The sequence below is a fragment of the Litorimonas cladophorae genome (assembly GCF_014652455.1).
GTDB classification, from domain to species: Bacteria; Pseudomonadota; Alphaproteobacteria; order Caulobacterales; family Maricaulaceae; genus Litorimonas; species Litorimonas cladophorae.
Genome location: NZ_BMYV01000002.1, coordinates 277,099 through 299,222, shown reverse-complemented (window position 1 = coordinate 299,222; position 22,124 = coordinate 277,099). Strand labels below are relative to the sequence as shown.

Below are 22,124 nucleotides of genomic sequence, written 5' to 3'. Positions count from 1 at the left end.
CCCGCTATACAGCTTTGAAATCACCTGACATAACTCTGAACATAAACAAGTGAAGACATCACACCAAGGACATTCCCAGATGCAGATAAATATCGGAGAGACCCTCACCCGCCGCACACGCCGTATGCCGAACCGAGAGGCACTGGTCGAAACCGATAGTGGTCGCCGATTTACCTATAGTGACATAAATGCGCGCACCAATCGTTTGGCAAATGGGCTTCGCGATATGGGCGTCATCGCCGGCGATCGCGTAGGCATATTACTGATGAATTGCTCCGAATTCGTCGAGACATTCTTCGCCGTTGCAAAGTTGGGAGCAACGCTGGTGCCGCTTAATTGGCGACTGACCTCCGATGAGCTGGAATTCATCCTTAAGGACAGCGGCAGCACCACTCTTGTTTTTGGCCCCGAATTTTCGGACCAAGTCGCTGAAATCAAATCGCGAGGGTATAAGACTGACCTGACACGCTATGTCCAACTCGGCGGTGTCCAACTTGATTTTTCTACAGACTTTACGGCACTCACAGCAAACAACCCCGAAACAGAACCGGAAATCAAAGGCGGGAACGATGATTTGCTTTTCATCATGTACACGTCAGGGACAACAGGACTGCCCAAAGGCGTCATGCATAGTCATAATACAGTCTTTGCCGCGATCACGAATATGATGGCGACGAATGAAACTGGCATTGACGAAACAACCTTGCTGTCTCTACCACTTTTCCATGTCGGAGCCTTAACCCCAGCCTTCCAAAGTATTTATTCTGCAGCGCGTTTAGTAATTACCCGTAGCTTCGACCCTCTCAAAAGTTGGGAAATCATCCAGCAAGAGAAGGCGACAAATACGCTTCTTGTCCCCGCCATGCTGCAAGCGATGAAAGCCGTCTTTGACCCCGCAAAACATGACCCATCGTCTATGCGTTCTATGGTTTCAGGCGCGGCGCCTGTACCAGTGTCGATGATCGAAGATTTCGCGAAAATGGGCATTTCAATCAATCAGGTTTACGGCATGACTGAAACTTGCGGACCTGGGTGTTTGATCTTAGGCGAAGATGCCGCCGCGCGACCTGGGTCCACGGGCAAAGGATATTTCTATACGGATATCCGCATCACCGATCCCGAAGGAAATGAATGCCCACCGGGCGTGTCGGGCGAAGTTTGTATGCGCGCGCCGAACAATATGGTCGGCTATTGGAACCGTCCCGAAGCCACTGCGGAAACTTTAATTGATGGCTGGCTACATTCTGGCGATGTCGGTGTGGCAGATGCCGATGGCTTCGTCACAATCGTTGAGCGATTGAAGGATATGCTAATTTCGGGCGGTGAAAACGTCTATCCAGCCGAGATCGAAAACGTGTTGCATACACATGCGGGCGTTGCCGATGTCGCCGTTATTGGCATCCCGAGCGCAAAATGGGGAGAAAGCGCTATGGCTGTTGTCGTCAAAACCCCGGGCAGCGACGTCACAGAAGACGAGCTGATCGCATTGACCAAAGCCAAATTGGCAGGCTTCAAATGTATTCGCGCTGTGCGCTTTACCGATATTATTCCGCGCAATGCCTCTGGCAAAATTCTGAAACGCGCGCTGCGCGAAAGATATGCCGATGTGCATGCGCCTGAATAAGGTCATCTAAATCTGAAACAAAAAAAGCCCGCTTCCAAGTTTGACTTCGAAGGCGGGCTTTTTAATTAAATCTCAAATTAAGTTCAGAGTATACGCTTACGGCTTGTTGGCTGAGGGCCAAGAGCTTTTGTATTAGAGCTGGCACCGCGACGACGTGACGGCTGATACGCCACACGACTGTGAGCGACGCAATATGGCTCCTCTGGGTCTGTCTTACGACCACAGAAACGGAAGTTATCTTGCCCCGGGTCACCAATTGGGAATTTACACATGTGGTCCGTGATCGTCAGGATAGTGGCGTATTCGCCATTCGCCATGAGCTTTGCATCAATAGGTGGTGGTGGCGGAGTCGGCGCCACAGCGATTGTACGGGGCGTACGTGGCGCAGATGGCGCACGCACAGTTTTAGGCTTTGCCTTTGGCGTGGCGGTCGCCGCGGGTCGCGCCCCACGCGCCGCCGCTGTCTTGACCGCTGCAGCTTTGCGCGCTGGTGAAGAAGGCTTCGCACGACCAGAAAGGCCTAGGCGATGGACTTTACCGATGACGGCATTGCGGGTCACGCCACCCAGTTGTTTTGCGATTTGGGACGCTGACAAACCGTCGGCCCAAAGTTTCGTAAGCGTCGCAACGCGATCTTCAGTCCAAGCCATAATGTCACCTTTTTATCTCTGTGGGGTGGCGCAATCCCGATGGAAACGCCAATCCAATGCTATTTTTCGACGGAAGCTAACTCTCGCTTCCCACACCACATATCGTAAGCCGCGCATTTCTTCCCACAAGATGAAGTGTCAGGTTCTCCACAGCAAATGCAGCAAAGTGATTCGATTTGCTGTGGAGAAGTTCAAAATCGGGTACTCGCTTGCCGCTCCACAGACAGTTGCATAAGAAGGCAACATGATATCACGTTGTATTTGGCTCTTCGCTTTTCTGTTCCTCTGTTTCGGAGCGGGGCGAGCGGGCGCACAGAACACACCTGTAGAGAACGCACCAGATATTTCGTTGCGTAGCGATACAGAGCTTGGCGCATTTGAAGCCGGCGCATCATCAAACTCTCTAGTCTTGGAAGAATTACGCGTCGCCGTGGATGTACACGCCGGGGTAGCGCAAGTCTCACTTTGGGCGACCCTACGAAATGAAACCAGTGACGACGTAGAAGCGAGCTTTGCCTACCCTCTTCCAGAAGGCGCCGTCATCAATGGGTACGCTTTAGATATTGAGGGGAATTTGGTTGATGGCGTGCTGATGCCAAAAGAGCGCGCTGAAGCGCTTTACACGGATCGGGTGACGCAATCGATTGACCCGGGCATTGCGGCCCGCACAGCAGACAACCGCTATCGTACGCGCATCTATCCTATTGCAGCAGATGGGGGACGACGCAGCATTCGTTTAGATTTTGCTGCGCCCGTGCCAACGTCAGGTTTGCGCCTTCCGCTCACCCAAACTCAAATCACCGAGCGGGTCAGAATTGAAATTTCCGGTGACGGCGCTGAAATGGCGCGCTCTCCCACAGAGGGAGCGGCTGCTGAGAACGTCACGCTCTCAGGCGACATTTATATACCTGCCGCCCCAAGCGCAGGAAGTTTAACAACTCATGCAGGACAGAAATTTTTGACCCTGCCTTTGGACACGCAAAAATCGGCTCCCGCTGTCAAGATAAATTCTGTTGCAATTATTTGGGACACCTCTTTGTCACGCGACGCCAACACTCTCGTCACCGAACAACGCTTTGTCAGCGATGTCTTGGCCCGCCTGTCACCAAAGACTCAAAGCTTAGTTCATGGCGCGGATCAGGTCGATTTTGCAGCGCCTTATGCAAGCGCATCGGACCTGAACGCGGCCATTAAACGATTGAATTATGACGGGGCAACCAACCTCGCCAAACTTCTAAACGCGGAAAACCTGACGGCATCAGATATCTGCATCGTGGTCACAGACGGAAAATCGACACTCGGCGCAGGGGTTGTTCCGAACCTGCCGTGCCGCGCGTTCACCTTTTCCGCCCAAGAAAATCCCAATGCAGATTGGCTTGCAATTTTCGCCGCCAAAAACGGTGGAGCAAACCTGTCTAACTTGGGCGCGTCTGAGGCGGCTCGACGTATCAGCAATGGCGGCAGCCCACAATTGGCTTTCGGGCAAGTGGGCGAAATCTTCAAAGCAGGTCAACGCCAATGGCTCATACTGCCAGTCGAGAAGACTTCGAAGACAATTGATGTCGTCTTTACCTCAGAAACAAAAACGATAAAATTACGAGATCTAGAAACCCGTGATCATGCCGCCGCGGGGTCCATATGGGCTCAGCGTCGACTCGCCGAATTGCGGACGCAGGGACCGCAAGCCTTTGACGCCCTCGTGAAGACATCTAGACGCTGGCATGTTCAAACCCAGGAAACCGCCTTTCTGGTGCTGGAAGAGGTAAGTGATTATTTAGACGCCAAGATTGATCCTCCTGACAGCTTTCCTGCTGAACAGATGGTCAATTACAAAGAAGCCCTCGCCGAAAGTCGCGCAGAAGAGGCTGAGGCGCGCGCGGAGCACTTTGATGACCTGCGCGAGCTATGGGATGAACAGGTTGCGTGGTGGAATGGGGATTGGGCAAAACTGAGTCCTCCGCAGGTCGCGGTTGAATATAGCGTTGCGCCTGTTGAGGGCGAGGTTGTTCAATCACCACCGCCACCATCTATCGTCCGCCCTGCGGAGGATCAATTGGACGTGGAGCTCGACGTCATTGTAACAACGGGGAGCCGTGTTAGCGATGAAGAAATCATTGTGACGGGTTCGCGCAGAATTAATCCTGCCGGCTCCTTACCCGCCGAAATAAGCGTCACATCCCGCCCGTGGTCACCTGATAGACCTTATTTGACTGCACTCGCAAACCTAGACGGCGCGGCTTTTGAAACCGCTTACCGGCAACAACGTCGAGACTATGGGGATCGCCCATCTTTCTATCTAGAGATCGCAGACCGACTGCACCGCAAGGGGCAATCCGACCGCGCTGCTCGCATGGCGGCAACAGCTTTGGAATTAGACAACGCGACCCTCATCACCCGCACAAATGTAGCGGATCGCTTACTGATGTTTGGACGCACCCCGGACGCGATTGCCCTTTACCGCGATGTGCTTCCTGCCTCACAAGATCGACCCCAGCCCTTTTACAATCTCGCCCTCGCGCTGATCCAAGCCGGCGACAAAGCCACAGGGCCTGAACGGGATGCCCTCTATGGCGAGGCGTTCGAGCATCTCGTCCACGTCATCAATTCCCCCTGGGAAGATGATTATGAGGGCATCCACCTGATCGCGCTGCAAGATCTCAACCGAACCTTAGCGCGTCTGCCCAAACGCAAACGTCGAAAATTCGAAAAAGCCCTCGGGTTGGACAAAGCCTATTACCAAAACCTCCCCGTTGATATTCGCGTGTTGATTGATTGGACGGCTGATGATGCTGATCTTGATATTCATGTTATCGAACGCGTCGGCGCAGAGGACGAGGAAGAAGCCTATTACAGCAATCCCGCCACCGAACGTGGTGGCCGTGTTAGCAATGACATGACGGAAGGGTATGGCCCCGAAGAATATATGATCCGCCGCGCCCCAGATGGGTTGTATCGCGTTGAGTCCGATTACTATGCGCAGGATGATTATGCCGAAGATGGCGCGCTGAAACTACGCGCCCGTTTGTGGCGAAATTTCGGGCGCAAGACCGAAAGCTTTGAGACCGTCATTATAGAAATGCTGGAAAAAAAAGAAGACGCCTATGTGTTAGGGGAAATCCAAGTAGGTCCGAAAGCGGCCCCAGCCATTGCGGCGGAGCCAGAGTCGGAATAAGGCCGCGATATGACTACTGAACCTACATCTAATCCTTCACTCGCTCTGGATGCGGCCGCGCCACAGCGGCGGACCTATGGCCTTCTGAATTGGATGGGGCTGCGCACGCTTTACATTAAAGAAGTGCGACGCTTTATGAAGGTTGCCCCGCAGACAATTCTTGCGCCGATCATTTCAAATCTCTTGTTCATGACCGTATTCGTCCTTGCCTTTGCCCAGACCCGTGGGATTGGCGAAGGCGCCGCGACGGATAGTTTTATTGTCTTCCTTGCGCCGGGTCTGGTGATGCTTGGCATTTTGAACAATGCGTCGGCCAATTCGTCCTCGTCGATTATGACGGGCAAGATGATGGGGTCGATCAATGATGTGTTGATGACGCCGCTGTCCTATATCGAACTCGCGCTCGGCTATATTGGTGGAGCGGCCACGCGCGGGATCTTAGTCGCCGTTGTCACCGCCATTGCCATCTCAGTCTTCTTCACACCACTTTGGCCCGCCCAACTTTGGGCCGTGCTCTATTTCGGGGTCAGCGCTGCGGTCATGCTTGGCATGATTGGTGTTCTCTCTGGCATTTGGGCCGAGAAATTTGACCAGCTCGCCGTGGTAAACCAATTTATCATCCTGCCCCTCTCCTATCTATCAGGCACATTTTATAAGATCGAAATCCTGCCACCGATTTTTCAAAAGATCAGCCTGTGCAATCCGCTCTTCTATCTTATCGATGGGTTCCGCTACGGCTTCTTGGGCGAGGCCGATGGCAATGTCATGATCGGCGTTGGCTTGACGGCCGTTATCAACATTGCACTCTTCATCGCGGTCTTATCCGTGTTGAAACGCGGTTGGCGCATTAAGAGCTAATGAGAATTAGAAGATAGAATTGGAAAGGATTTAATATGTTTAGTCATCTCATGATCGGGGCGAATGATGTCGCCGCCTCCAAGACGTTTTACGACGCAGCCCTTGGGGCTCTGGGCGTCCGCGCCAGTATGGTCGACCCAAAAGGCCGCGCAATATACATTCATGACGACAGTATTTTCATGCTGACGAAGCCCATTAATGGTCAAGAGGCCTGCGGGGCAAATGGCGGGACAATCGGATTTGCGGCCGCCACCCCAGAAGATGCAGACGCGTTCCACAAAGCCGGCGTTGCAGCCGGTGGAACAGCCATTGAAGACGCTCCAGGATGGCGCGAAGGCAATGGCATGCGCCTTTATCTCGCCTATCTGCAGGACCCATCTGGCAATAAAATCTGCGCGATGTGTCGCGGCTAGAGGTCGGGGCCAATTCGAATTCCCTTTACTATTGGCTGATCTTTCAGATTTCCGAAGCAACACCACTCCCGAACATCTTCGGGGGTGTTTTTTATATCTTTAACACGACAATGCGCCCTTTCAGCTTAGGTTAATGATAATTCTCCTTAAAGGCGCTCTCTCGCATTTCTCCTGCCATGTGCTAGGGGCGTAGGAGAGTGCATATCGATTAAGGGGAAACATCATGACCGATAAGAAAACAGACGCAGACAGTCCTGCGCCAGACGCTGACATCACAAATGCCTGGCACGCGTCGCAAGACCAAAAATCCAAAGCCAAGAAACTCCGCCTTTTTGCCTCGGGCTCTTGGATCGTCGCGATCGGTACAGAAATTGCCGCGATTGTTTTGCTCCTGAAGAATACCTTCGATTCTGGCAATTTGGTTCTGCTGATCGCACTCTTAGTCGTCATCGCCGTCTTCGCCATCGCGGGTAGCTTGCTTTGGAAAGCGGCCAATAAACATGACCCGGCCAGCAAGACCGATAAGGTCAAATTTTTCGTCCAGAACCAATTGGGTGTCATCATCACCCTCATCGCTTTTGTTCCACTGCTCGCCTTGATCTTCATGGACAAAGACATGGATCCGAAGAACAAGAAAATCGCGGGCGGCGTGGGCGCGGCCCTGTTGGTCATCGCGGCGATGTTCGGCGTGAGCCTCGACCCACCGTCGACGGAGCAATATTCGCAGGACATGAATGAATGCGCCGCGCAGATCAAAGCCAAGGTTCCAACCACCGCCTGTTCGCCTGCCGTCGCCGCGCAAGCGCAAGAGATTGTTGATGACACGGAAGCCGTTGCCGAAGCCACGAAGAGCGACGCCAATCCAAACGGCCTCGACGTCGTCTATTGGATTGCGCCGAAAGATGGCGCGACCAAATCAGACTCAAAACTCGTCTTCCATCTTTGCGAAGACGTCAGCACCCTACGGGGTAAAGTGGTGAATTCAGGCTCAGTCACAGAAGCCTACGCCCAAAACGCGGTGCGCTTAACCAAGCAAATTGCAATGGAACAACGCCAATGTGGCTTCGCCCCTGCGGAGTAGGTCTCTTTCTGATTAAATTACCGTCTCGCCGAATTGGCGGGATGGATGGGAGGATCTCGAAAGTTGATCCTTGATTTCGGAAAAATAATTTTATTGTTTTCCAAGGCCGTAAATCTATTTCCAAGAGACCGATCCCCGCTCCCGATTTTACCCGTATGTTTAAATGGTTCTTCCGGACGTAGGACAGGTGAGACGTTACTTGCTGGTCTGGAGGACGGTGTGCTTATTTGTGCGGGGTAACGTCTGCACAGGGGAGCCTGATGGTGTGAGTTGAACTGTCTGGAACGACAGGAAATAAATTCCGGCCGCCATCTGAGAGCACCGCCGCAGGATTATCACTTGCGTAAAACATTTTTCTACTTCGGTACTCCGTCGTGAGTGCTGATCCTGCGGGCAGTCCTATTTCTTAGGCATCGCATCTCGACAGCTACTCGATGAGCTGTGAGCGCAAACGCTTGTTATATTTTCATTCGTTGCTACATTTAAACTATAAGTCGCAAATTGATGGGAGGCAAAGAGAGGCGTTCCAATATGAAATATTTTCGTATTTTCTCTTTCTCACTCCTCGGCCTCGCACTCATCGCAATGGTCTTGGTGGCCATTCAACCGCGTTATAGTTTCGACCCATCAAAAAAAGTGAACTATACTGCGGGTATTACGACGACGCCTCCACCTTCATCTATACAAATGATTGATGGGCAAATTCTACTATCGACCTATCATCGGCCTTATTCTGAAAAAGAAACATATACAGGAGAAAACACAAAGACGCTCTGCGAAATCGAGAGATTTGACCCAGAACTCACTGACGCGCCCGCCCATCTGAAAAGTATGAAAACATCAACAAATCTCAGGACCTTCATTTATTATGATGAGCCCAGTTGGGGTGGAAGCTGGGGATCATTTAATGGTGTTCACGGTACGATATTTGGAAAAAGCGAACAGGTTTTTATCAAAACCGAAAACGACGCGCTTCTTGTTTCTGCAAAAACAGACTTCGGAGCTAACCTCTATTACGACAGCGGCGAACTCGCGTGTTACCCGACATCCCAAGCATCAATATCTAAATACTTTGGACCCGTTACAAGTTTTCACCATAGGGCCAGCGATGCAAACTCCGAAATTCTCTTCATCAGGGGACAAATGACTCAAGGGTGCTTCACACTTCTCGATAAACGCGGTGATCTTCACCTCGCTGTTTTTCCATCTCAACTGGATACAGGCATAGCGTATACGCTCCTCGCACATAGCCCCAAAGAATACCTTTCTGAAACAAGCGTCATTTGGCTTAACACCCCACTCTTTTTTGCCGCCGAAGGCACTATCATGGCTCTCTCCGAATCTGTTATAGAATGCGGAGGCGTCTCGAGCGCGATACTTTTGCGAAACAGTCCAAAAAGATTGGACTGGGATGGATATCCTTTCCCCTCACCATAAATCTTAAATTCCTATTGCCACCTGCGCGAACCCTCATATGTTAGCGCTCTACCCGATGTGTTGATGCTTTGCGCAGACCATCGGATCGTCTCGACTCCAAGGACAGTTCAAATGGCTGCCAACAACAACATCTATGATTGCTATCGTCCACCTGCGCAGGAATTTGTGCGTGGTGAAGGCCCCTATCTTTACACCAAAGAGGGCGACAAATATCTCGACTTTATCGCGGGTATCGCCGTGGCTGGATTTGGCCACGCGCATCCGAAACTTGTCGAAGCCCTAACCAGCCAAGCTGCCAACCTTTGGCATTTATCCAACATGTTCAAAAACCCCGGCCAAGCCGAACTGGCCAAGCGGTATTGCGATCAGTTGGAGTGGGCCGACAAAATCTTCTTCACCAATTCTGGCGCGGAGGCCGTCGAGTGCGCGATGAAAACGGCGCGTCGCTATCAATATGACAGCGGCCATCCCGAACGTGTCGACATTATTACCTTCAGCGGCGCGTTCCACGGACGCACTATGTCCACCGTCACCGCAGGCGGAAACCCGAAATATATGGAGGGCTTTGGTCCTGCCATTCCCGGATTTATCAATCTGGAATTTGGCGATCATGAAGCCCTGAAAGCCGCGATCTCCGACACAACGGCGGCGATTCTTGTTGAGCCAGTTCAGGGTGAAGGCGGCCTGCGTCCGCTACCGCCTGAATGCCTACGCGGATTACGCGCAATGTGTGACGAACATGGCTTGATGCTGATCTATGATGAAGTCCAATGCGGCGCGGGTCGCACGGGCAAGCTCTTCGCCCATCAATGGGTTGAAGGGGGGCATCCCGACATTATGGCCGCCGCCAAAGGCATGGGCGGCGGTTATCCTCTGGGCGCCTGTATCGCCAGCGCCGAAGCCGCACAATATATGGTTCCCGGCACGCATGGGTCGACCTATGGCGGCGGCCCCATGGCAATGGCCGTGGGTCACGCGGCGCTCGACCTGATGGAAGAAGACGGCTTCATGGAAAATGTGATTCAGGTTTCAAACTTCCTGAAGCAACAATTCGAAGGTCTGAAGGATGAGTTCCCAGACATGATCGAAGAGCTACGCGGTAAAGGCCTTTTGATGGGGCTGAAGCTGAAAGTGCCGAACGTCGATGTGCGTATGAAAGCTATGGAACACGGGTTGTTGGTCGGGACAGCCGGCGACAATGTGCTGCGCATGGCGCCACCGCTGATCATCACCGAGGACCATGTCCGCGAGGCGATTGAGGCTCTGCGCAAAGCCCTCACCGACGTGAAAAATAAAGCTTAGGACGTCGGCTGTTATGACACTGATCATCAATGCCCATATTCATGCAGTGCCAGAACAGCGTGACGCTCTTAAAGCTGAACTCGAGAAACTGCTTCCGCCCACGCGCGCGGAAGCAGGCTGTCATTTTTATGAGCTACATGTCGATCATGCCGACGAAAATCATTTCATGTTCCATGAGTCTTGGGTCAGCAAAGACGCACTGAATACTCACATGGCCAGTGACCATATCAAGGCGTTTGGCGCGGCAACCAAAGGCATGGTCGCGTCCTTCAAAATGTATGAAATGGAGAAATTAGGGTAGGCTTATTGTGCAGGCAAAAGAAGGTCTGCCATGGTTTCGCCCTGCCACAGAACTTCACTGGGGCCGCACAATTCCGCCCATTTCAACCGAAGCTTCAAAAAGTTTTGCGAGGGCGTAACGTCTTGCGCCGCTTCCATCACCCCATGAGAGGGCCATTGCGCATAAGCATAAAAGGCGCCGTCTTCTCCATAATGCAGGCGAGATCCCAGCGCCCCACATTCATCGCGAAAGAACGCGGTGAACCCAGACCAGACGTCGATGAATTGACGACGAGTCTCGGAATTATTTGAGAGCAGTTCGAAACGGTAAGACACGCAATACATTTAGATCACGCAGACTTTGGCATCGAAGTCATAGCTGCCACCCGCGTCTAAACAGCGGTCAACTTTAGCATTCGAATAAAAATGCTGGAACGATGCACCCGCTACTAAAACGATCATCAAAACCAAATAGAGCAGAAGTTTTTGTTTGCGCGCAGATGTCATGGCTTACTTACGATTGGCGTCAATTTAGGGACGGTAAATACCAATATGGCCAGAGCGATAAAAGCAGAATAATCACCCAGGCGTTGCCAGGCTCCGCGCCAGTCAGACTGTTCGGGTGATAACATCATGACGAACCCAAGCGCCATCGCAGCACCCGCAAAAATTGTGATCGCTTTCAACTTACGATGCGGTAGGGACGATCCGAGGAGGATCAAACCCAGCGACCCTAATGGATAAGCAAAAAGTCCAAACAGGTTATGCATGGCTTGCCGTGCACTCCCCTCAACGGGGCAACCTAAATCACAGGGAAAGAACACCGCGCCGAGATAGCCAACAGGAATGCCAATTCCGATCAAAACTAGAGCCGTAGAGATAAGTGACGTTCGGCCCAAAGCCTGCCACAAAAATTTCAAAACTACGAGACAGGCCAGAGCGACAGGTAGAAACCCGAAATAAGTGGCCAAGGTATGGGTGGACGTTCCGACCGCGCCCAACTCGCTCAAATAATTTGAAACGGGCGAATATCCTGCGCGAAAAAACCCTAAAACTTCCGGTAAGATAATGCCCGAAAGAATTAAATATATGACGCCCAAACCTGCCCAAATCGGAGGCTTCGTTGCCACTAGCCAGCTTCCATTTGCGCAAGTCGTGAGGCCTGATCCTCTGAAATGAGCGCGTTCACAATATCAGACAGCGCGTCTCCCGCGACGATTTTGTCAAGATTATAAAGGGTCAGATTAATACGATGATCGGTCACACGGCCCTGCGGATAGTTATAGGTCCGAATACGTTCCGATCGATCGCCGCTACCAATTTGGCCCGCGCGCTCTTCCGCTCGGTCCGCATCCACGCGCTGCTTCTCCATATCATAGAGTTTCATTTTCAGCAGGCGCTCCGCATTGGCGCGGTTCATATGCTGGGATTTTGCATCACAGACGACGACCACACCCGTCGGGACATGGGTCATACGCACGGCAGAGTCGGTCTTGTTAACATGCTGTCCGCCCGCACCCGATGCCCGCATCGTATCTACACGCACGTCACCCATTGAAAAACCAATATCAATGTCTTCAGGCTCCGGCAGAACTGCAACAGTCGCCGCAGACGTGTGAATGCGGCCTTGGGTTTCGGTCACAGGCACGCGTTGGACACGGTGAACACCAGACTCAAATTTCATCATGCCGTAAGCACCAGCGCCCGAGATTGACGCGACGATTTCCTTATAACCGCCCATATCGGCTTCGTTCTCATTCTCGATTTCGACTTTCCACCCCTGCAGGCTCGCATAACGGGAATACATGGCAAACAAATCACCTGCAAAAATTGCGGCCTCATCGCCACCCGTACCTGCGCGAATTTCGAGCACGATAGACGCGTTGTCATCCTTGTCCTTTGGCAAGAGCAGAAGAGACACTTCCTTCTCAAGTGCAGGCAAAGACTCTTTAAGATTCTGGATTTCCTCTTTGGCCATTGGTCCCATTTCTGGATCGTCCAACATGGCTTCGAGGTCTGCCATTTCAGCGCGGACATCCATCAGCTTTTTAACGCCCTCGGCAACAGGACGAAGCTCAGCATAGTCTTTGCCCAATTGGACAATTTCATCGGTATCGCTGGTCGCGCCCATGCGGGCCGTGATCTGGTCAAAGCGGTCAACGACCTGTGCAAGTTTTATGTCAGGAATATTCATGTGCGCGACCTAGGTTAATCTAGCGAGAGCGTCAAACCCGCAAACAGCGTTCGAGGCCGTCCTGGGAAGAAACGCTCATTGCCAAAGGCGAAATCAGCGCGGTCCGCATAACGCGTATCAAACAGATTATCGACCCGTAACGAGACCGTAATGGCATCCGTCACGTCGACGTGACCGCCTGCCGTGAAAATATCATGTCCCGCATATATGTTGGTGTTGCCAGGGTTCGTAAAATACTCACCGACATGGGTCCACCGCAGGTAAGCGCCGAATTCAGATCCCGCATAGCGCAACACCAGATTTCCTAAAGTGTCAGGCGCGCTGTCTACACGATCACCTTCGGTAATATTATTGGCTGCGCTGCCCACGGTTTCAGTGAAGTCATATGTATGGCGAGCGAGTGTACCTGCGCCCTCAAGAGAAAAACCGCTGCCAAGGGCCACGTTTAAATTGGCCTCAACGCCTGCATGTCGTGTTTTTCCATTGACCACGTTAAAGCCGTTTGCATTGCGGAAGAAGAAGTTGTCTTTCCACATCTGAAACCCCGTAAATTCAAAACTTACGCGGTCTGACAGGTCGCCCCGCAGGCCCGCCTCCACACTATCCAGCGTTTCAACATCGGCCTGCCCCGGAACTTGGTTCTGCTGCGCAGAGTAGAGATCAGACGTTTGGGGCGCACGAGATCCCCGCGCGGCGCGAGCGAACAGCGTGACATCATCGAGAGCATAGGTCAGGCCAAATTTTGGCGTGAGGGTGAAGAAATCATCGGTGCGATCCGCCGCCCGAATAAAACGTCCCGAGACACCCGCATTGGCCTGATTATCATAATCATAGGACGTGTACTCGCCGCGTGCTCCCAAATGCAGCGTTGCCCTGTCACTCAACACGAAATCTTTTGTCGCAAAGCCTGCTAGAACGACTGCTTTCACGTCATAGTCAAAATGAAGACCTTGCACGAAACTAAATCGAGAGGGGTTGGCCTGAAATTCATATTGGAAGCCAGAGGTGTATTCGGCGTCCACACCTGCGCTCCATCCATCACCATAGAGACCCGTTTTGACCCCGAATGACGTATGCCCGTTTTTATCCAAAGCTTGACCCGGGACAAAATGGCGAAGAAACCGTTGTTGGGTACGACGCGCATAAGGCTGGACGATCAATGTTCCCAAGTCCGTTTCCCGCGTCGCTTTAATCTGCCCACGAAGGGCTTGCGTGTCGCGGAAAGCTTCGGGATTAGCGTTAGTTTCGATCAGGTCTCGGTCAAGATAGACGTCATCACCTTGCAAAAAACCAGCCGTTTCCTGATTTAAGTTATTCAGTGCGATGAGCGTTGAAATGTTCCACACACCGATATCCGTAGTGTGTTGGATCGCTAATTTCTGCTGATCAAATCCGCTGGCATCGCGAAACCCGCTATCATGGGATAGGTCAGCAGATAGACGCAAATTATCAGTAAGAGTTGTGACAGCTGTAGCGTTCAAAAAGCCGCGGCTGCTACCCTGCAGGCTAATAATATCATTACTGGCCTGGGGGGCATCCAAAACGACGTTAATCAAACCGTGGACCGCATTGGACCCATAATCCGCTGGACCAGGGCCTTTGAAAACCTCGATACGGTTTGCGAACTCTGTTGGCGCTTCGAGCAAGCCATTCACATTTGCAAAGCCCGCAGCGCGCAAAGGCACGCCATCTAATGTGTAAAGAAAACTCCCTGCGCCGGCGCCGCCTGTCAGGACAGGCGAGCGAATAGCGGTCAAATGTTCTTGCCCCGACCCGCGATGAATATTCACGCTCGCAACCGTATTCAAAATTTCGGCGGGATGCGCAAGCGTCAAGCCTTCTGGGGCGGTCGGCAGAATAATATCGATCGTTTCAGGCTGATCTTCAGCCAAACGCTGAACCCCTTTTGCGACCACAATATCCATTTGATTGGGAGAGCCGCCATAGCATTCAACTTGGCCTTCCTCATTATCAACGCAGATTGTCGCGAATGCATTAAATGGCACAGCCGAAAGCAACGCGGCTACGCTGACAAGTAAAAAACGTTTCATGTGGTCTACCTAGTTTTCGACTTCCGAGCCCTTGGGACCAGCCGATGGCTTTTCCCTTGATTTGGGATTGGCGTTCGACTGAGCTCGCGACAAAATTTCCAGCGGAATTTCTTGACTGACAATATTCAAATCACGCTGTGGGAATGGAATCGAAATACCAGCTTTAGCCAGCGTCTTATTGATTTCCGTATGAAGCGCATGGCGCATTGGAACACGATCTTCAAAATTGCGCAGATATACGCGAATTTCAAAATCAAGAGAAGAATCGCCAAAGCCCATAAACAGGACTTGCGGCGCGGGGGTTTCTAAGACCTTGGCTTGGGCTCTTACAGTTTCAAGCATGAGGTCACGCGCACGATCCGTATCCGACCCGTAAGCGATCCCAACGCGGACGATAAGACGCGTGATAGAGTTAGACAAAGTCCAATTCGTAACCCGTTCGGAAATCAACGCCTCGTTTGGAATTAAGATTTCCAAATTGTCGAGATCATTCAGCGTCGTCGCACGAATTCGAATTTTGGATACGACGCCCGATTGCTCGCCAATTGTAACGTAATCGCCAATACGAATTGGACGCTCAAAGAGGATGATGAGGCCCGAGACGAAGTTCGCAATAATCTTCTGCAAGCCAAAGCCGATGCCAACAGATAGTCCCGTCGCAATCCATCGCAATTGCGACCATTGCAGACCCAACTGATTAAAACCGATGATAATGCCGGCCGCAACGATGATGTAGCCGAGGATGGTTGTCACAGCATAACGGGTTCCGGGGTCGACACCCAGTCGGTTCAGGACAAAAATTTCCAAAAACCCAGGGAGATTTCGCGCCGCGATGAATGTCAATATAATGATCACGAGCGATTGCAAAACATCCCAGAGCGACACGGCCACCGAGATAGGTTTATTATCAATATCAATTTCACCCGTCTTATAAGACCAAACTTCAAAGCCATCAAAGATGGACAGCGCGGGCACAAGAGATGACCAAATCATCCAAAGCAAGACTGCGAAGGCTAGTAATATCGCAGTTTGTAGGAGCTTTGACGTTTGCCGCGTAATGGTCGTGACATCGATTTCGGCCGTATCGACAGGCGGTGGCGGCATCTCTTCGCCCCGTTGCTCAGCGGCTTCTTTTTCACGACGCGCTTTAAGTTCGGATTCGCGTTTTTCTAATGCCTGACGGTATTTAATTTGGCGTTGCGCCACAACGATCGCCCGACGGATAGCGCCATAAATGACATAGGTCAGCAACACCAAAGCCCCCGTCAAGAACATCCGAATGTTCAGCTGGTTCGCGCTTTCATAATAGCCTGCAAATGCCAGCCCTATGGTCACAAGCGGCATGCCTATAACGACGGCGGCAATAGGGCCACGGAAGCGCGAAAGAATTGATTCATCTCGTCCAAATTCCGAAGCCTTGACAAGTTTTGCCCAGATGATGCGAGCCGAAAACACGACTATGGACAGACCTGTCAGTATAAACACGAAGACAGAAAAACCTTCGGCAATATTCGTATCGGTCAAGTCTTTCGTAATCGCGAGAAGTGTCGAGAAGGTTCCCATAACGGGAACGAACCACCGCAAATTCACCCCGATGGTCCGCCGCAATCCAGACGACAATTTGAAATGCGCGTCGAATAGACCCTTTTCTCTGTCCCAACGTATCCATGCGCCAAAAAGCAAAGAGAAGAGGCTTAGGTAGAGGAAACCATCGGCTAAGCCCTCGATCAATCGATCTGGGTTTGGAGACGCCCCATAAAGCAAACCAAGAAGTAAGAAGAACAAAGACAGCGGCAATGAGTTAATGATGCCAATCGCGATGACCGCAGGCGTATGCCATGCGCTATCTTGTTTGACCCGCCCAACTAATTTCGCGCGACGATCTACCTCAGCGCGCAACCGGGGTCTGAGGCGAACGATCAGACCAATGATTACCAGAAATCCGAACACAACAAGGCCAAACGACCGCGACATCAAAATCAGTTCGCTGAGTGCCAACGACAGGTTTTTAGGAGAGAATAATTTTATCGCGCCTAGACCAACTTTTTGAGGGAACGAAAAATCGACGGACGGTACTGAGCGAACCCAGAGCAAGTTTCCATCTAACAATGTCTGAAGGCTTTCCGTTTTCTCTAACAGTGCGCCTTGCGCGACTAGAAGATCTCCAACCTCTCCGATCCGCGCTGTTGATTGCTTGGAAATCTGTTGCAACAGAGAACGGCGAGTATTCAAAATATCCGTAAGAGCCGCCTGTTCGGCTTCGGTCAAATCTGGAACGTTGGGGGCATCGCGTCGTGCCGACGTCAAAGCCGCGGTAAAATCAACGGGACCAACGGGCAAATCACGAAGGTCTTCTTGCGCAATTATCCGTTGACGCGCGGCAGCCGATTGTTTGTCTTGGGCCGAATTAATATCGACACGGATAGAATCAGGCGTTTGTAACTGGTTGCCTAACCGACGAAGTATGGCACCAGCTTCTCTGTCCAATCGGCCTTGTTTGACGAGACTCGTTGCCGCGGTGAGATCATTTTCCACTTCGACAACACGTCCGCGCACAGAGGCCGTCGCCTGAGAGATTTCAGGGGCTCCCGATGCTAGTTTAGCAATTTGATCAGCAAGGCCCAGATTATCGCTGGCAAAACTTGCCAACAATGGATGCCCATCTTCAAGCGCCGCCGTCTCAGCCGCAATAGAATCGCGTAAGGCCCGCGCTTCGTTCACGCGCTTTTGCCCCGTGCGAGAACTCAATCGCGCCACGTCTTTGCGTAATATTTGAGCTCTAATATCTGCCACTGCGCGACGGGCGGTAAGTAACTCCTGGCGTTCCGGCAGTGTCTCTATTTCCTGCTCCAACGCACGGATCTGATTGCGTCGGTACCAGACACGGGCTCGGGCTTCTATGCGACGCGCGTCAGAAACATCTTCTAGACCACTGCCGCCCAACGCGTTTAAGCGTGTTTGTAAATCGCTGAGGGCAACGCGCGCCTCGGCGAGTTCTTTTGGCGCATTTATCTGCCGAGCAGCCAATACATTTAGCGTATCCTGCAACCCCTGCAGCCGTGTCTCGATTTCGCCTAAGTCTGACTGTTTTGCATTGAGGTCCTGTTCTAATTCGAAAAGGGCATCATCGCCGATCATCTCGGCCATTGGCTTTGCCTCGGCGGCCAGAGTCTCTTGCGCCGCCTTCAGCTCTAGATCTAATTCCGCTTGGAACGCATCTGCATTTTCGACCGCTGTGACAAATTGAAGACGCCGTTCAGATTGCCGGGTTGCGTCCGCAAGGCGGTCAACAGCCGCTTGCAAAGAGGTTCGAATTTGATCTTTTTGCTCATCCGATAAGTCAGCATTTCCATCCAACGCTTTAATACGAGCCTCTAACGTTTGCGCCGTGAAGTCTGGCGCAACGTCAGAATTGGGTTCTTGAGCTTGCGCCACTGTAAAGGTGAAGACACAAAGAAGAAAAACGAAAGTGAACCGTAAAAAAGTCATAGGCGCGTTGAACGCGAAAGGGGGCAAAAAGTAAAGCGCAGCGGACTTCAAACGCAGCGGGTCGGCATTAAAAAACCGCCAGATTATTCAATCTGGCGGTTTGCTATTTCAGTAATTTTAAATTGCCCTATTTTCCGTCTTTAAGTTTCTGCATCAAATACACATGTTGCAGCGCCAGACGGTTGGCGGTTTCCTTCAAATTCGCAGCGGCTGAATGCCCCCCATCAATATTTTCATAGTAGAAGAAATCATGTCCTTGATCTTCCATACGCTTGGCAAATTTACGCGCATGGGCGGGATGTACGCGGTCATCCTTGGTTGAAGTAATCAAGAATACTTCAGGGTAATCTCCATTTGGATCAAGATTATGATAGGGCGAAATTTGGCGCAGGAATTTCCCTTCGACAGCATCCTCTGGGTTTCCATATTCACCCATCCATGACGCACCCGCCAGTAGCACGTGGAATCGCTGCATATCCAAAAGCGGGACAGCAATAATAGCCGCGTTAAACAGGTCTGGACGTTGGGTTGTCATAACACCGGTTAGCAAACCGCCATTTGATCCGCCTTCGACACCCAAATGCGCAGGTGATGTAATTTTCTTGGCGATTAAGCTTTCGGCCACGGCGATGAAATCATCGTAAATGCGTTGACGATCAGTCTTCAATCCCGACTGATGCCAGCTTGGGCCATATTCTCCACCCCCACGAATATTGGCCAGCACATAAACGCCGCCATTCTCCAACCAAAGTTTCCCGCGCGTTGCGGAGTAAGATGGATTGAGCGAAATTTCAAAACCGCCATAGCCATAGAGCAAGGTCGGATTCGTACCGTCCATTTGCGTGTCTTTGGCGCGAACGACGAAATATGGAACTTTTGTGCCATCCTTCGACGTGGCGAAAAATTGCTCGCTGACCATGTTTGAGGCATCGAACCAATCTGGCAAAGACTTTGCTTTTGCCTTTTTCTCCGTGGCTGTGTTGTAGGTCCAGAGCGTGTCTGGGGTCAGGAAACTTTCAGTGCTGACAAAGGCCACATCCTCTTTGTCATTGGTTGCGCCGATCGCGACCGTACCATTAGCGGGGAAATCAAGTTTTTTCGACGTCCACGCCTTTCCGTCCCAATCAAAAGCGTAAGCCGCGCTTTTGACATCGGTAGAGATGGACATCAGCAGTTTTGATTTGGTCGTACCATATCCATTCATGGAGGATTTAGCGTCGGGACGGTAAACAAGATTTACGGTTTCAATTTCACCATTTTCTGCGAAATCATCAAATGCGAAACTAACGAGATCGCCTGATTTAAACTCACGCCAATCTTCGTTCAGCGACAGCAGAACCTGCCCCTTAAACTCAGAGCCCAAATTAGATTTCATCGGAATAGGGAATTTACGTTTGGTTGCCACAGATCCATCGGCATTGCGCGGGAAATGAAAAACCTCTGAGTTATAGAAATCAACAGAGCGAGACACGACGATTTCGCGGCGCCCGTCCGACAGCTCAAACGTGCCGCCCCAATACCCGACATCTGTCTTCTCGCCACGGCCGATTTCGACAGCCGATGACAAAGGAGTTCCCCGCTTCCAAATTTTGGACAACATGGGGTAACCCGAATCCGTCATTGTACCGTCGCCAAAATCGACTCCGATTACGACAGTATTTTCATCGACCCAATCCATCGTGCCTTTGGATTCGGGCGTGATGAAACCGTCTTCAACAAATGTCTTGGTTTTCGTGTTAAACTCACGACGGACAACGGCGTCTTTACCGCCGTCGGACAAATTCACCATGCAGTGCTCATATGTCGGGGCTAGGCAGGTGTTACCTTTATAGACCCAGTTTTTTTCCTCATCTTTAGCAAGCTTATCAATGTCGAGAACGGTCTCCCAGACAGGCGCATCAGAGAGATAAGAATCTAGCGTTGATTTTCGCCAAATCCCGCGAACATGGGTTTCGTCCTGCCAGAAATTATGAACCTCATTATTGCGATAGGACACATATGGAATTTTATCTTTGGATTGTAGAATCTCCAGCGCATCCGCATAAAAAGTCGCGTAGCGCGGATCGGCCTTTAAGGTGTCCAGCGAACGCTTATTCCAAGTCTTAACTTGGTTCAGCGCTTTTTCGCTTTCGACCTCTTCTAGCCAGAGATGGTCAGCATCTGTTTCACCCGCGGTGTCATAAGAAATCATTTTATAGGAGCCTGTTTGTGCCAGTTCCGCTGTTTCAGTACTTGGCTTTGATGTGTTTGAATCTGCGCATGCCATTAAGAATGCAGATGCACTCCAGAACAGGGCAGCTTTGGAAAATCGTGTAAAGGTCATAAGTCTCGTCCCTTATATTACGGCCTTAGGAAAGGCTTTGGCTTGATAAAGCGGAATTTGCGCCACAGGGCAAGGCGACTTAAGAGGTCTGCCAGATGTTCAACAGACGCGAAACATTATTAGGCGCTCTTGCCATTGGGATGGGAATTGGCCTGACAGCCTGCGCCAAATCCAGACCCCCCGCGCATCCCCAGCCGGGACGAGGTTGGGCCGTGTCAAAGTCGGGCAAAATCATCGCGTCCGACGTCACGGGCCAGTCAGTTATTGGAGCGACGGACGATTTTACCGTAAACGCTCCGTTTCGGATCGCCTCTATCACCAAATTGATAGTCGCCATGGCAATTCAGGATTGGGCGGATGCGGGGCGTTTAAATTTAACCGCAACCGTCGATGACATCCTGACCAACACACCGAACGGGTTAACGCTAAAACACCTATTATTACACGTTTCGGGACTAAGAGATCCGGATGTCTATTGGGCGGATATTCAGACAAATATTCAATCGCTTTACACAATTGCCGATTTCACCCACCCCGTTGGGACATATTTTCGATATTCAAACCTCAATTACGGTCTCGCAGCGACAATTGTCGAAACCCAGTTAGGAGAAAGATTTGATCGTTTGATTTGGAATTGGGTAACGCGGCATGGATTGGACGCAGGTTTGAACTGGTCGGGTGTCTCGCCGCGAAAACGCGAACTGGCCGCCGCCCTTTACCGACAGGATGAAATCGGAGAGTGGGGGGCCACAGTTGACTTACCTGCTGAAATTCCCTTGGCGAGCCCCATTTACCTAGGGCGTGGCATACAAGGCTTAGGAAACTACAAAATTGGAACAAATGGCACACTTTTCTCACCCCAAGGGGGAATGCGAATGAGCTTGTCTGATTTACTACGCATTGCGGATTTGCTGCAGTCGCGGACAAATTTTCATTCGCCGTCTTGGATATTCGACGGCAGGAACGGGGCGACCGAGAACAATCATTTCCTTAGCTTTGGGCCTGGCAGCTATGTCTATTCTGCCGATCAATCGCCAATTAAAGGCGTTCAACTCGCGGGGCATCTTGGCGAAGCCTATGGCGCATATACAGGTGCGTTTTGCGTCCCGGGAACAGAGTTGAGCTTTGCTTTTGCTCAGCTTGGAACTGCGCACGAGGGTTTTACCCTGACGGGAACGACACCTAATCACTCTGTCGAGCACCAAGCCTTGTTCGACGCGCTTGCGCCCGTGGTCCGCGCACATATATGAG

At 51.5% G+C, this 22,124-nt stretch carries 17 protein-coding genes; 9 read left to right on the top strand and 8 right to left on the bottom strand.

The window, feature by feature from the left end; translation table 11 throughout:
* The first annotated feature begins 79 nt into the window (after positions 1–79).
* Positions 80–1,624 carry a long-chain-fatty-acid--CoA ligase gene (locus IE073_RS09215; protein ID WP_189584671.1) on the top strand — a complete coding sequence of 515 codons (1,545 nt, stop codon included), beginning with the start codon at positions 80–82 and terminating at the stop codon, positions 1,622–1,624.
* Between the two features lie 83 nt (positions 1,625–1,707).
* Here IE073_RS09215 and IE073_RS09210 read toward each other — a convergent pair whose 3' ends face one another.
* Positions 1,708–2,274, bottom strand: coding sequence for a GcrA family cell cycle regulator (locus IE073_RS09210; protein WP_189584669.1), 567 nt, complete (start codon positions 2,272–2,274; stop codon positions 1,708–1,710).
* 244 nt (positions 2,275–2,518) lie between these two features.
* On the opposite strand from IE073_RS09210, the gene IE073_RS09205 reads away from it, so the two are divergent.
* The 7 genes from IE073_RS09205 (at position 2,519) to IE073_RS09175 (ending at position 10,838) form a co-directional block, all read left to right on the top strand.
* Entirely contained in the window at positions 2,519–5,446 is a 2,928-nt protein-coding gene (locus tag IE073_RS09205; protein ID WP_189584667.1) for a DUF2135 domain-containing protein, read from the top strand.
* Positions 5,447–5,455: 9 nt separating this feature from the next.
* Positions 5,456–6,304: an ABC transporter permease gene (locus IE073_RS09200; protein ID WP_189584665.1), complete on the top strand. Its 849-nt coding sequence runs from the start codon at positions 5,456–5,458 to the stop codon at positions 6,302–6,304.
* A 35-nt stretch (positions 6,305–6,339) separates the two neighbouring features.
* Positions 6,340–6,717, top strand: coding sequence for a VOC family protein (locus tag IE073_RS09195; RefSeq protein WP_189584663.1), 378 nt, complete (start codon positions 6,340–6,342; stop codon positions 6,715–6,717).
* A 223-nt stretch (positions 6,718–6,940) separates the two neighbouring features.
* Positions 6,941–7,798: a hypothetical protein gene (locus IE073_RS09190; protein WP_189584661.1), complete on the top strand. Its 858-nt coding sequence runs from the start codon at positions 6,941–6,943 to the stop codon at positions 7,796–7,798.
* 531 nt (positions 7,799–8,329) lie between these two features.
* Positions 8,330–9,235 carry a hypothetical protein gene (locus tag IE073_RS09185; RefSeq protein WP_189584659.1) on the top strand — a complete coding sequence of 302 codons (906 nt, stop codon included), beginning with the start codon at positions 8,330–8,332 and terminating at the stop codon, positions 9,233–9,235.
* Positions 9,236–9,346: 111 nt separating this feature from the next.
* Complete coding sequence (locus IE073_RS09180) at positions 9,347–10,537, top strand: aspartate aminotransferase family protein (RefSeq protein WP_189584657.1); 1,191 nt, start codon at positions 9,347–9,349, stop codon at positions 10,535–10,537.
* Positions 10,538–10,550: 13 nt separating this feature from the next.
* A complete protein-coding gene (locus IE073_RS09175) occupies positions 10,551–10,838 on the top strand; it encodes a putative quinol monooxygenase (RefSeq protein WP_189584654.1) in 288 nt (95 codons plus the stop codon).
* A 2-nt stretch (positions 10,839–10,840) separates the two neighbouring features.
* Here IE073_RS09175 and IE073_RS09170 read toward each other — a convergent pair whose 3' ends face one another.
* From IE073_RS09170 to IE073_RS09140, 7 genes are all read right to left on the bottom strand, one after another.
* The gene (locus tag IE073_RS09170; protein ID WP_189584651.1) at positions 10,841–11,152 is read right to left on the bottom strand and encodes a hypothetical protein; all 312 of its coding nucleotides are present in this window, start codon (positions 11,150–11,152) and stop codon (positions 10,841–10,843) included.
* A gap of 9 nt (positions 11,153–11,161) precedes the next feature.
* Entirely contained in the window at positions 11,162–11,323 is a 162-nt protein-coding gene (locus IE073_RS09165; RefSeq protein WP_189584648.1) for a hypothetical protein, read from the bottom strand.
* The gene (locus tag IE073_RS09160; RefSeq protein WP_189584646.1) at positions 11,320–11,946 is read right to left on the bottom strand and encodes a DUF998 domain-containing protein; all 627 of its coding nucleotides are present in this window, start codon (positions 11,944–11,946) and stop codon (positions 11,320–11,322) included. The genes IE073_RS09165 and IE073_RS09160 overlap by 4 nt, the downstream gene beginning before the upstream one ends.
* Positions 11,946–13,010 carry a peptide chain release factor 1 gene (gene prfA, locus IE073_RS09155; protein ID WP_189584644.1) on the bottom strand — a complete coding sequence of 355 codons (1,065 nt, stop codon included), beginning with the start codon at positions 13,008–13,010 and terminating at the stop codon, positions 11,946–11,948. Before prfA ends, IE073_RS09160 begins: the two co-directional genes overlap by 1 nt.
* 14 nt (positions 13,011–13,024) lie before the next feature.
* Complete coding sequence (locus IE073_RS09150) at positions 13,025–15,061, bottom strand: TonB-dependent receptor (RefSeq protein ID WP_189584641.1); 2,037 nt, start codon at positions 15,059–15,061, stop codon at positions 13,025–13,027.
* 9 nt (positions 15,062–15,070) lie between these two features.
* The gene (locus tag IE073_RS09145; RefSeq protein WP_189584638.1) at positions 15,071–18,550 is read right to left on the bottom strand and encodes a mechanosensitive ion channel domain-containing protein; all 3,480 of its coding nucleotides are present in this window, start codon (positions 18,548–18,550) and stop codon (positions 15,071–15,073) included.
* A 127-nt stretch (positions 18,551–18,677) separates the two neighbouring features.
* Positions 18,678–20,873 (bottom strand): prolyl oligopeptidase family serine peptidase, encoded by a 2,196-nt coding sequence (locus IE073_RS09140; protein ID WP_189584635.1) that lies wholly within the window; start codon positions 20,871–20,873, stop codon positions 18,678–18,680.
* A 95-nt stretch (positions 20,874–20,968) separates the two neighbouring features.
* Between IE073_RS09140 and IE073_RS09135 the strand changes: the two genes are divergently transcribed.
* On the top strand, positions 20,969–22,123 hold the full coding sequence (locus IE073_RS09135) for a serine hydrolase domain-containing protein (protein ID WP_189584632.1): 1,155 nt from the start codon (positions 20,969–20,971) through the stop codon (positions 22,121–22,123).
* Position 22,124 lies beyond the last annotated feature (1 nt).